Below are 12202 nucleotides of genomic sequence, written 5' to 3'. Positions count from 1 at the left end.
CCGGCCGCCGCACGCGACCCGGCCCTACCTCAGGAAGACCCGGCCCTACCTCAGGAAGGGGTCCACCGCGACGGCCACGAAGAGCAGCGACACATAGGTGATCGACCAGTGGAACAGCCGCATCTCCTTCAGCTTGCCGCCCGTGGCACCGGACTTGGCGCGCGACTGGAGCGCGTGCGCCTCCCACAGCCACCAGCCGCCGGCCACCAGGGCCACCGACGTGTAGAACCAGCCGGTGTAGCCGAGCGGGGTCAGCAGCAGCGACACCGCGACCATCACCCAGCTGTAGAGGACGATCTGGCGGGCGACGACCTGGTTCGACGCGACGACGGGCAGCATGGGCACGCCCACGCGCGCGTAGTCCGCGCGGACCTTCATCGACAGCGGCCAGTAGTGCGGCGGCGTCCAGAAGAACATGACCAGGAAGAGGATGACCGCGGCCCAGGACAGCGTGCCGGTCACGGACGACCAGCCGATGAAGACCGGCATGCAGCCCGCGATACCGCCCCAGACGATGTTCTGCGAGGTGCGGCGCTTGAGGATCATCGTGTAGACGACGACGTAGAAGAGGAGCGCGCCGAGGGCGAGCGCCGCCGACAGCCAGTTGACCAGCAGGCCGAACCAGAGCGTCGAGACGACGGCCAGTGACAGCCCGAAGACGAGGGCCTCGGGGGGCGACACCATGCCGGTCACCAGCGGGCGCTGCGAGGTGCGGTCCATCATGGCGTCGATGTCGCGATCGATGTACATGTTCAGCGCGTTGGCGCCGCCCGCGGACAGATAGCCGCCGACGCAGGTGACGACCATCAGCCAGAAGTCCGGCGCGCCCTGCTCGGCCAGGAACATCACCGGCACAGTCGTGATGAGCAGCAGCTCGATGATCCGTGGTTTGGTCAGCGCCACGAACGCTTTGACGCGGGCCCCGAACGGCCGATGGCCCCCCGGGCTCGGAGTCAGGACGACCCCTGCGGGTCGGGACTCGACGGCCGTCACGCACACCCCAGACAGAGAAATCCCAGCAAGTCACCGGTGTGAAGGCCCGGTGAGGACTTGCGCGTACCACGCCACTCTAGACGTTGCCCAGTTGCCGTTCTCCGCCGGGGTGGGCTCGTGTTGGCGCCCGCGCGGAGCCCTTCCCGCGGGGTCCGGGTCCGCCTCCCGATGGCCTTCGCGCAACGTGTCGGACACCCCCGGGGCACCCGTCCGGCATCCCGGCGCCGCCTCCTCTTCACGGAGGCCGTCACGCGGGTCTCCGCGGAGGCGGGAGGGCGGGCGCCGTACGGCTTCTCACGGATATGGACAGTCAGGATCGCGCGGCGCCGCAAGGGTAGGCTCACAGCGAACCGGTGCGCCCTCAGACACCGGGATTCGACATGTGGAGAGGAGCCCTGACTCAGGGTGAGCACCAAGCCGACCACCACAGACCTCGAAGAGTGGACCGACCTGGACCGCAAGGCGGTCGACACCGTCCGCGTCCTGGCCATGGATGCCGTACAGAAGGTCGGCAACGGCCATCCCGGTACGGCGATGAGCCTGGCGCCCGCCGCCTATGTGCTCTTCCAGAAGCTGATGCGCCACGACCCGGCCGACGCGCAGTGGACCGGACGTGACCGGTTCGTCCTCTCCGTGGGCCACTCGTCGCTGACTCTCTACATCCAGCTGTACCTGGCGGGTTACGGTCTCGAACTCGACGACCTGAAGTCGTTCCGCACCTGGGGGTCGAAGACCCCGGGCCACCCGGAGTACGGCCACACGGTCGGTGTCGAGACCACCACCGGGCCGCTCGGCCAGGGTGTCGCCAACGCCGTGGGCATGGCGATGGCCGCCCGTTACGAGCGCGGCCTGTACGACCCGGAGGCGGCCCCCGGCACCTCTCCGTTCGACCACACCATCTGGGCGATCGCCGGTGACGGCTGTCTCCAGGAGGGTGTCTCCGGTGAGGCGTCGTCGCTGGCCGGCCACCAGAAGCTGGGCAATCTCGTCCTGCTCTGGGACGACAACCACATCTCCATCGAGGGCGACACCGAGACGGCCGTCTCCGAGGACGTCCTGAAGCGCTACGAGGCGTACGGCTGGCACGTCCAGCGTGTCGAGCAGCTGCCGTCCGGCGACCTCGACCCGGCGGGCCTGGCCCGCGCGCTGAAGGAGGCGCAGGCGGAGACCTCGCGGCCCTCGTTCATCGCCGCGCGCTCGATCATCGCCTGGCCGGCGCCGCACGCGCAGAACACCGAGGCCGCGCACGGCTCGGCGCTGGGCGACGAGGAGGTCGCCGCCACCAAGCGGGTGCTGGGCTTCGACCCGGAGCAGACCTTCGAGGTCGCCGACGAGGTGCTGGCGCACACGCGCGAGGCGCTCGACCGGGGCCGTGAGACGCGCGCCGAGTGGGAGAAGACGTTCGCCGCGTGGCGTACGGCCAACCCGGAGCGCGCCGCGACGTTCGACCGGATCCGCGCGGGCGAGCTGCCCGCCGGCTGGGAGGAGAAGGTGCCGGTCTTCGAGACCGGCAAGGGTCTCGCGACCCGCGCCGCCTCCGGCAAGGTGCTCCAGGCGCTGGGCGCGGTCATCCCCGAGCTGTGGGGCGGCTCCGCCGACCTCGCGGGCTCGAACAACACCACGATCGACAAGACGTCGTCGTTCCTCCCGGCGGGCAACCCGCTGCCGGAGGCCGACCCGTACGGCCGCACGGTGCACTACGGCATCCGCGAGCACGCGATGGGTTCGACGATGAACGGCATCGCGCTGCACGGCAACACCCGTATCTACGGCGGCACGTTCCTGGTGTTCTCCGACTACATGCGCCCGGCCGTCCGGCTCGCCGCGCTGATGCAGGTGCCGGTCACCTATGTCTGGACGCACGACTCGATCGGTCTGGGCGAGGACGGCCCGACGCACCAGCCCGTCGAGCACCTCGCCGTGCTGCGCGCGATTCCCGGTCTCAACGTCGTGCGGCCCGCCGACGCCAACGAGACGGCGATCGCCTGGCGCGAGATCCTCAAGCGGCACGGCAAGGGCGCGCCGCACGGGCTGGCGCTGACCCGTCAGGGCGTACCGACGTACGAGCCCGACGAAGGTGCCGCCAAGGGCGGTTACGTGCTGTTCGAGGCCGAGGGCGGCGAGCCTCAGGTGGTGCTGATCGGCACCGGCTCCGAGGTGCAGCTGGCCGTCGAGGCGCGCGAGCGGCTCCAGGCGGAGGGCATCGCGACCCGGGTGGTGTCGATGCCGTCGGTCGAATGGTTCGAGGAGCAGGATCAGGCGTACCGGGACAGTGTCCTGCCGCCCTCCGTGAAGGCGCGGGTGGCGGTCGAGGCCGGGATCGGGCTGACGTGGCACCGGTTCGTGGGCGAGGCCGGCCGGATCGTCTCGCTGGAGCACTTCGGTGCCTCGGCCGACGCCAAGGTCCTGTTCCGGGAGTTCGGATTCACCGCGGACGCGGTCGCGACCGCCGCCCGGGAATCTCTCGAAGCCGTGGCGCGCTGACGCCGGTATACGACAATCAGGAGATGCAACTCTCATGACAGACGCACTCAAGCGCCTCTCCGACGAAGGCGTCGCGATCTGGCTCGACGACCTGTCGCGCAAGCGCATCACATCCGGCAACCTCGCCGAGCTGATGGATCAGCAGCACGTTGTGGGCGTGACGACCAATCCCTCGATCTTCCAGAAGGCGATCTCGGACGGTGACGGGTACGACACCCAGCTCACCGACCTCGCGACCCGCCGGGTGACCGTCGAGGAAGCCGTCCGCATGATCACGACGTCTGATGTCCGCGACGCCGCGGACATCCTGCGTCCGGTCTTCGACGAGACCCAGGGCCAGGACGGCCGGGTCTCCATCGAGGTCGACCCCCGGCTGGCGCACAACACCCGGGCGACGATCGCCGAGGCCAAGCAGCTGGCCTGGCTGGTGGACCGTCCGAACACGCTCATCAAGATCCCGGCCACCGAGGCGGGGCTCCCGGCGATCACCGAGACGATCGCCCGGGGCATCAGTGTGAACGTGACGCTGATCTTCTCGCTGGAGCGGTACCGCAAGGTCATGGACGCCTACCTCACCGGTCTGGAGAAGGCGAAGGACGCGGGCCTCGACCTCTCCACGATCCACTCGGTGGCGTCCTTCTTCGTGTCCCGGGTGGACACCGAGATCGACAAGCGGCTCGCCGCGCTGGGCACGGACGAGGCGAAGGCCGCGCGCGGCAAGGCCGCCGTCGCCAACGCCCGGCTGGCCTACGAGGCGTACGAGGAGGTCTTCGGCTCCGACCGCTGGACGGCGCTGGACCGTGCCCAGGCCAACAAGCAGCGCCCGCTGTGGGCCTCGACGGGCGTCAAGGACCCGGAGTACCGCGACACGATGTACGTGGACGACCTGGTCGCCCCGAACACGGTGAACACCATGCCGGAGGCCACGCTGGACGCGGTCGCCGGGCACGGATCGGTCACCGGTGACACCGTGAGGGGTACGTACGACCAGGCGCGCGCGGATCTCGACGCCATCGAGAAGCTGGGCATCTCCTACGACGACGTCGTCCAGGTGCTGGAGGACGAGGGCGTGGAGAAGTTCGAGAAGTCCTGGACCGACCTGCTCACGTCGACCGAGGCCGAGCTCAAGCGCCTCGCCCCTTCGGAGGACTGAACCCTTGACCGCAACCCACGGAGCGAATCCGCTTCGTGACGCCGCGGACCGACGGCTCCCGCGTATCGCGGGGCCGTCGGGCCTGGTCATCTTTGGCGTCACGGGCGATTTGTCCCGTAAAAAGTTGATGCCTGCCGTCTATGACCTGGCCAATCGCGGCCTGCTGCCACCGGGCTTCTCGCTCGTCGGCTACGCCCGCCGCGAATGGCAGGACGAGGATTTCGCCGCGGAGGTCCACGACGCCGTCAAGGCGCACGCCCGTACGCCGTTCCGTGAGGAGGTCTGGCAGCAGCTCATCCAGGGGATGCGCTTCGTCCAGGGCGACTTCGAGGACGACCAGGCGTTCGAGAATCTGAAGACCACGATCGAGGACCTCGACAAGGTGCAGGGCACGGGCGGCAACTTCGCCTTCTACCTGTCCGTACCGCCGAAGTTCTTCCCCAAGGTCGTCAAGCAGCTCAAGAAGCACGGGCTGGCCGACCAGAAGGCGGGCTCCTGGCGGCGCGCCGTCATCGAGAAGCCGTTCGGCCACGACCTGATCTCGGCGCAGGAGCTGAACAAGGTCGTGCACGAGGTCTTCCCCTCGAACGAGGTCTTCCGGATCGACCACTACCTCGGCAAGGAGACCGTCCAGAACATTCTGGCGCTGCGCTTCGCGAACACCCTGTTCGAGCCGATCTGGAACCGGTCGTACGTCGACCACGTGCAGATCACCATGGCCGAGGACATCGGCATCGGCGGCCGGGCCGGCTACTACGACGGCATCGGCGCCGCGCGGGACGTCATCCAGAACCATCTCCTCCAGCTCCTCGCGCTCACCGCGATGGAGGAGCCCGCCTCCTTCGACGCGGACGCCCTGGCCGCCGAGAAGACCAAGGTGCTCGGCGCCGTCCGGCTGCCGCGCGATCTCGGCCGGAACACGGTGCGCGGGCAGTACGCCGCGGGCTGGCAGGGCGGCGAGAAGGCCGTCGGCTATCTCCAGGAGGACGGCATCGACCCCCGGTCGAAGACCGACACCTACGCCGCGGTGAAGGTCGAGATCGACAACCGCCGCTGGGCGGGCGTCCCGTTCTACCTGCGTACCGGCAAGCGGCTCGGCCGCCGGGTGACCGAGATCGCGGTCGTCTTCCAGCGGGCCCCGCACTCCCCCTTCGACCACACGGCCACCGAGGAGCTGGGACAGAACGCCCTGGTCATCCGGGTCCAGCCGGACGAGGGCGTGACCATGCGGTTCGGCTCGAAGGTGCCCGGCACGGCGATGGAGGTGCGGGACGTCTCGATGGACTTCGCGTACGGCGAGTCCTTCACGGAGTCCAGCCCGGAGGCGTACGAGCGGCTGCTGCTCGACGTGCTGCTCGGCGACTCGAACCTCTTCCCGCGCACGGAGGAGGTCGAGCTGTCCTGGAAGATCCTCGACCCGATCGAGCAGTACTGGGACAAGCACGGCAAGCCCGCGCAGTACGAGTCCGGGACCTGGGGACCGGTCGAGGCGGACGAGATGCTCGCACGACACGGACGGAGCTGGCGTCGGCCATGAAGATCGACCTTACGGACACCACCTCCAGCAAGATCAACAAGGCGCTGGTCGACGGCCGCCGGGCGATCGGCACCCCGGCCGTCGGCATGGTCCTCACGCTGGTCCTCGTCACCGACGAGGAGAACGCGTACGACGCCCTCAAGGCCGCCAACGAGGCGTCCCGCGAGCACCCCTCGCGCAAGCTGGTCGTCGTCAAGCGGGTCTCCCGCTCGGCGCGCGACCGGTCCAAGGCCCGGCTCGACGCCGAGGTGCGGGTCGGGGTGGACGCCGGGACCGGTGAGACGGTCGTCCTGCGGCTGTACGGCGAGGTCATCGACCACGCCCAGTCGGTCGTCCTGCCGCTGCTGCTGCCCGACGCGCCGGTGGTGGTGTGGTGGGCGGCCAACGCGCCCGACAACCCGGCGAAGGACCCGCTGGGCGCCCTGGCCCAGCGGCGGGTGACGGACACGTACGCCGCCGAGAACCCGATCGACGAACTGAAGGCCCGTGCCTCCGTCTACACCCCCGGCGACACGGACCTCGCGTGGAGCCGGATCACCCCGTGGCGCTCGATGCTGGCCGCCGCGCTGGACCAGGTCGACTGCAAGGTCACCTCGGTCCGGGTGGAGGGCGAGGAGCTGAACGCGAGCTGCGAACTGCTCGGCATGTGGCTCGCCGAGCGGCTGAAGGTGCCGGTGGTCCGCTCGGTCTCGGCGGGCCCCGGTCTGACGGCCGTCCGGCTGGACACCGACTGCGGGCCGATCGAACTGCGCCGGACGGACGGCTCGCTGGCGACGCTGGCCATCGAGGGCCAGCCGGACCGGGCGGTGGCGCTCAACCGGCGGGAGACCTCGGAGCTGATCGCCGAGGAGCTGCGGCGGCTGGACCCGGACGACACGTACGCGTCGACGCTGCGGTTCGGTGTCGAGCGGCTGGAAGCGGAGATCGCGGACGGGGCCGGTGCCGGGGACGGCGGCGCCCCGGCGAAGAAGGCGGCGTCCGGGAACGCGTCGGCGGCCAAGAAGGCGGCGTCGAAGTGACCGCTCCCGAGCTTGTCGTCCACCGCGACAAGGAGCTGATGGCACGGGCCACGGCGGCCCGGCTGATCACGAAGCTCGTGGACGCCCAGGCCGCGCGCGGCCGGGCGTCGGCCGTCCTGACGGGCGGACGCAACGGCAACGGCCTGCTGGCCGCCCTGTCCGAGGCGCCCGCCCGCGACGCGGTCGACTGGTCCCGGGTCGACCTCTGGTGGGGCGACGAGCGCTTCCTGCCGGAGGGCGACCCGGAGCGCAACGTCACCCAGGCACGGGCCGCGCTGCTGGACTCGGTGCCGCTGGACCCCGCGCGGGTCCACGCGATGCCGGCCTCGGACGGCGCGTACGGCTCCGACATCGAGGCGGCGGCAGCGGCGTACGCGACGGCCCTCGCCGCGGCGGCGGGCCCGGACGACCACGCCGGAGTGCCGTCCTTCGACGTCCTGATGCTCGGGGTGGGGCCGGACACGCACGTGGCCTCGCTCTTCCCGGGCCTGCCTGGCGTCCGGGAGACGGACCGTACGGTGATCGCGGTCCGGGACGCCCCCAAGCCGCCGCCCCTGCGGATCTCCCTGACGCTCCCGGCGATCCGGTCGGCGGACGAGGTCTGGCTCCTGGCGGCGGGCGACGACAAGGCGGAGGCGGCACGGACGGCCCTCGCATCACCGGACGACCCGGCCACCCCGGCCTCGTGCGCCCGGGGCCGCACGCGCACGCTGTGGCTGCTGGACGAACCGGCGGCGGCAAAGCTGCCGTAGGCCCGCCCGCCTCCTGGCCCACACGCTCGAACCGCCGGGCCGGCTGCCGTGACAGCCGACCCGGCGGTTCGAGGGACGGGGACCGCTTCCAGCCTCTCCGGCGCTTGAGGAGCGCGGTCACCTCAGTCTGTCCGCCGCCCTGAGGAGCCAGGGCATGTCAGCCCCTCCGGCGTCTGAGGAGCGCGGAGTCCGGGGCGGGGGCCGCGTTCAGCCTCTCCGGCGATTGAGGAGCGCTGGCGCCTCAGCCTCGCCGCTGTCCGAGGGACGGGGACCGCTTCCAGCCTCTCCGGCGCTTGAGGAGCGCGGTCACCTCAGTCTGTCCGCCGCCCTGAGGAGCCAGGGCATGTCAGCCCCTCCGGCGTCTGAGGAGCGCGGAGTCCGGGGCGGGGGCCGCGTTCAGCCCCTCCGGCGATTGAGGAGCGGGGTCCGGGGCGGCACCCCGGTTTCGGGAAGGGGCGGGGAGGGGAACAGGCCCGCCGCAGGCGCCACCCCCACCCCCACCCCCACGAACCCCCGCACCGCCCCCACCCCCGGCTCCAACACCCCCGCACCCCCTACCCCTCCAGGAACGGCCCCAGCAGCCCCGGTACCGCCTCCGCCGCGAAGCCCAGCCCCTCCCCCACCGCCGCGTCAGGCACCGCGTACGCCCCCGCCCCCGCCGCCGTCGTCGCCACGACCGTCACCAACCCGGCCCGCCGCTGGAAGTACGACTGCTTCACCGTCCAGCCGATCACCCCGCCCCGCTGGAGCGCCACCGTGGACCGCCGCACCGTCCCGGACCGGGCCACCAGGTAGTCCCCGCTCAGCCCGTGGCCGAGGTTCCGGTACGCGTCGAGTGCCCCCAGCACCGCCACCGGCACCAGCACCGCCGCAGACACCGCGGCGACCACGAGCAGCACCTCCGTCACCAGCAGCCCGAGGACCACCAGCGGAACCACCGGTACCAGGGCCGCGCCCACCGCCCAGCGAAGCCGCCGCCCCCGCGCGGCGAGCGGGTGCGGGACCAGTACGGCCGTACTCGTCGGCGCGGACGTCTCGCGCAGCACCCGCGCGGCCACCGCGTCGGCGACCGCCTTCGGCGCGGCGGGCAGCAGGGTCTTCAGGTCGGTGTGTTCGTCCTCGTCGTCCTGGGCGATCCCGGTGGCGACGGCGTCGACCCGCGCCGCCCCGACCAGCCGCACCCCCAGCGGCTCGACCACTTCCACGCCCCGCAGCCTGCGCTCCTCGATGGAGACGGACCGCGAGGTCAGAAGCCCGCGCCGGACTCGCAGGGTGCCGCCGGGCTCGCGTTCCAGGCGGTGGTTCCACCACATCTCGATCCAGAGGCCGAGCGAGCCGACGACACCCGCGAGGAGCGCCGCGACGGCGAGGACCACGATCATCGTGAGGACCGCAGTGTCCCGGAACCGGTCGCCGATCCACCCGATCACCTCGTTCTGGACCCCGAACCAGTCGCTGACCTGCATCACCCCGCCCGCCGCAGTCCCCCCGAGCAGCGGTGCGACGAAGGAGAGCGGCGCGTACCGGATCCAGCGCGGGTCGAGTGCGGCCAGCATGCCGTCGGGGTGTGCAGCGGAGGCGGACGGGACCCGGTCCAGCAGTTCCGTACGGAGGCGCTCGCCCTCCGCGCGGGTGACCGGGTCGAGTTCCAGGGTGGATGCGCCGCCGGTCTGCTCCCCCGTACCGATCCGGACCTTGACCAGGCCGAGGATCCGCAGCAGCGGGTTGGCCGTCAGGTCCACGCTTCTGATCCGCTCGCGGGCCAGTGAGCGGCGGCGGACCACGAGCAGTCCGGTGTGCAGCTCGGCCCGCTCGGCGCCGATGCGGTAGCGGGTGCGGCGCCAGCGGATGTAGTCGGCGCCGATGGAGCCGGCCATCAGCAGCAGGGCCGGGGGCAGCACCCAGGCGAGCGCCCGCCCGGGTCCCGTGCCGCCGGAGAGACCGAGGACGGTGGGCACCCCGGCGCCGGTCACGACGCCCGCCATGACGGCGGCCGTCACCAGCAGGGTCCGCTTGTCGAGGGTGCGCCACTCCTCCCCCGGGCGGACCGGCGCGGCCGTGCTCATGTGGCGTCCCCGGGCGTCGCCTGCGTGATCCGGGTCAGCCGCTCGGCCAGTTCGGCGGCCGGCTCGTGGCCGAGTCCCGCGATCCGTATCGCGCCCTTCGCGGAGGCGGTCGTGACGACGACGGTGGAGAGCGTGAACAGCTGCTCCAGCGGCCCCCGTACGGTGTCCACGGTCTGTATCCGGGACATCGGCGCGATCCGCCACTCCTGCCAGAAGTAGCCGGTACGGACGTAGACCGCCTCGTCCGTCACCTCCCAGCGGTGCACCCGGAACCACCACCGCGGCATGAACACCGCGCAGGCCAGGCCGACCACCGCGAGGACGGCCGCCGGCGCCAGCAGCCAGGTCCGGGCCGGGGCTATCAGCGCGCCCAGGATCCCGAGGACCGCGACCGGTGCCAGGGTGAGCAGCAGCCAGCGGGTCCGCCACCAGGCGACCGCCCGCACGTCGAGTGTGTTGCCGGGCGGTCTGAGGGTCCGTCCGGGCTGCCGCTCCCCCTCGGTCATCGGATCAACGCCCCCGCAGCGCCCGGTACTTCGCGACCAGTTCGGCCGTCGAGGCGTCCAGCGGCGTGGTGTCCGGGGTCTCCCGGCCGCCGTCGATCTGGGTGAGGACCGGCTCGATCTCCTTGGCGAGGACCTTGCCGAGTTCGACGCCCCACTGGTCGAAGGAGTCGATGTTCCACACCGCGCCCTGGACGAAGACCTTGTGCTCGTACAGCGCGATCAACTGGCCGAGTACGGAGGGGGTCAGGGACTTCGCGAGGATCGTGGTGGTGGGGTGGTTGCCCCGGAACGTCTTGTGCGGGACGAGTGCGTCGGGGACGCCCTCGGCGCGCACCTCGTCCGGCGTCCTGCCGAAGGCCAGTGCCTGGGTCTGCGCGAAGAAGTTGGCCATCAGCAGGTCGTGCTGGGCGACCAGGCGGTGCGGCAGATCGTCCACCGGGCGGGCGAAGCCGATGAAGTCGGCGGGGATGACCTTCGTGCCCTGGTGGATCAACTGATAGTAGGCGTGCTGCCCGTTGGTGCCGGGGGTGCCCCAGACGACCGGTCCGGTCTGCCAGTCCACGGGCTCGCCGTCCCGGTTCACCGACTTGCCGTTGGACTCCATGTCGAGCTGCTGGAGGTACGCCGTGAAGCGGGACAGATAGTGGCTGTAGGGCAGGACGGCGTGCGACTGGGCGTCGAAGAAGGAGCCGTACCAGATCCCCAACAGGCCGAGGAGCAGCGGCGCGTTGGACTCCGGGGGCGCGGTGCGGAAGTGCTCGTCGACGAGGTGGAAGCCGTCGAGCATCTCGCGGAAGTGGCCGGGGCCGATGGCGATCATCAGACTGAGGCCGATGGCGGAGTCGAACGAGTAGCGGCCGCCGACCCAGTCCCAGAACTCGAACATGTTCGCCGTGTCGATACCGAACTCGGAGACTTTGTCGCCGTTGGTGGAGAGCGCCACGAAGTGCTTGGCGACGGCCTCCTCGTCGGACTGGAGCTCGGTCAGCAGCCAGTTGCGGGCCGAGGTGGCGTTGGTGATGGTCTCGATGGTGGTGAACGTCTTGGACGCGATGACGAACAGCGTCTCGGCGGCGTCCAGGTCGCGGACGGCCTCGTGCAGGTCGGCGCCGTCGACGTTCGACACGAAACGGACTGTCAGGTCGCGGTGGGTGAAGGACTTCAGCGCGTCGTAGGCCATCGCGGGGCCGAGGTCGGAGCCGCCGATGCCGATGTTGACGATGTTGCGGACGGGGCGGCCCGTGTGGCCGAGCCATTCGCCGGCCCTGACCTTGTCGGCGAAGGCGGCCATCCTGTCCAGGACGGCGTGCACGCCCGGTACGACGTTCTCGCCGTCGACCTCGACCACGGCGTCCCGCGGCGCGCGCAGGGCGGTGTGCAGCACCGCCCGGTCCTCGGTGGTGTTGATCTTCTCGCCGCGGAACATCGCGTCGCGCAGCCCGGCGACGCCCGTGGCGGCGGCCAGGTCGCGCAGGAGGGTGAGCGTCTCGTCCGTCACCAGGTGCTTGGAGTAGTCGAGATAGAGGTCACCGACCCGGAGCGTGTAGCCGGTGCCGCGTGCCGGGTCCTCGGCGAACAGCTCGCGCAGGCTCGTCTCCCCCAACTGCTCGCGGTGCGTGCCCAGTGCGCTCCACTCGGGCGTCCGGTTGAGCCTGGCGCGGCCTTCTGCCTTGTTCTCGGACATCTTGCTTC

Annotated in this window: 9 protein-coding genes; 5 read left to right on the top strand and 4 right to left on the bottom strand. The window is 71.1% G+C overall.

The features are described from left to right. Positions 1–45: 45 nt before the first annotated feature. Complete coding sequence (locus OG875_RS24540; RefSeq protein WP_330176387.1) at positions 46–993, bottom strand: heme o synthase; 948 nt, start codon at positions 991–993, stop codon at positions 46–48. A 405-nt stretch (positions 994–1398) separates the two neighbouring features. On the opposite strand from OG875_RS24540, the gene tkt reads away from it, so the two are divergent. The 5 genes from tkt to pgl are packed head-to-tail and all read left to right on the top strand — an operon-like array spanning position 1399 to position 7938. Next, the gene (gene tkt / locus OG875_RS24535) at positions 1399–3477 is read left to right on the top strand and encodes a transketolase (protein ID WP_330176386.1); all 2079 of its coding nucleotides are present in this window, start codon (positions 1399–1401) and stop codon (positions 3475–3477) included. Between the two features lie 34 nt (positions 3478–3511). Next, complete coding sequence (gene tal / locus OG875_RS24530) at positions 3512–4630, top strand: transaldolase (protein ID WP_330176385.1); 1119 nt, start codon at positions 3512–3514, stop codon at positions 4628–4630. 4 nt (positions 4631–4634) lie between these two features. Further along, positions 4635–6167, top strand: coding sequence for a glucose-6-phosphate dehydrogenase (gene zwf, locus OG875_RS24525; protein ID WP_330176384.1), 1533 nt, complete (start codon positions 4635–4637; stop codon positions 6165–6167). Continuing rightward, positions 6164–7186 (top strand): glucose-6-phosphate dehydrogenase assembly protein OpcA, encoded by a 1023-nt coding sequence (opcA, locus tag OG875_RS24520; RefSeq protein ID WP_330176383.1) that lies wholly within the window; start codon positions 6164–6166, stop codon positions 7184–7186. The genes zwf and opcA overlap by 4 nt, the downstream gene beginning before the upstream one ends. Further along, positions 7183–7938 (top strand): 6-phosphogluconolactonase, encoded by a 756-nt coding sequence (gene pgl / locus OG875_RS24515; RefSeq protein ID WP_330176382.1) that lies wholly within the window; start codon positions 7183–7185, stop codon positions 7936–7938. Before opcA ends, pgl begins: the two co-directional genes overlap by 4 nt. Before the next feature lie 554 nt (positions 7939–8492). On the opposite strand, the gene OG875_RS24510 is transcribed toward pgl, so the two are convergent. The 3 genes from OG875_RS24510 to pgi are packed head-to-tail and all read right to left on the bottom strand — an operon-like array spanning position 8493 to position 12194. Beyond that, on the bottom strand, positions 8493–10004 hold the full coding sequence (locus tag OG875_RS24510; RefSeq protein WP_330176381.1) for a PH domain-containing protein: 1512 nt from the start codon (positions 10002–10004) through the stop codon (positions 8493–8495). Beyond that, positions 10001–10510 carry a PH domain-containing protein gene (locus OG875_RS24505; protein WP_330176380.1) on the bottom strand — a complete coding sequence of 170 codons (510 nt, stop codon included), beginning with the start codon at positions 10508–10510 and terminating at the stop codon, positions 10001–10003. Before OG875_RS24505 ends, OG875_RS24510 begins: the two co-directional genes overlap by 4 nt. 4 nt (positions 10511–10514) lie before the next feature. After that, positions 10515–12194, bottom strand: coding sequence for a glucose-6-phosphate isomerase (gene pgi / locus OG875_RS24500; RefSeq protein WP_330176379.1), 1680 nt, complete (start codon positions 12192–12194; stop codon positions 10515–10517). Positions 12195–12202 lie beyond the last annotated feature (8 nt).

Origin of the sequence: Streptomyces sp. NBC_01498 (genome assembly GCF_036327775.1) — a bacterium.
Lineage (GTDB): Bacteria > Actinomycetota > Actinomycetes > Streptomycetales > Streptomycetaceae > Streptomyces.
The sequence above is the reverse complement of the archived record's forward strand: the minus strand, read 5'-3'. Positions and strand labels throughout refer to the sequence as shown.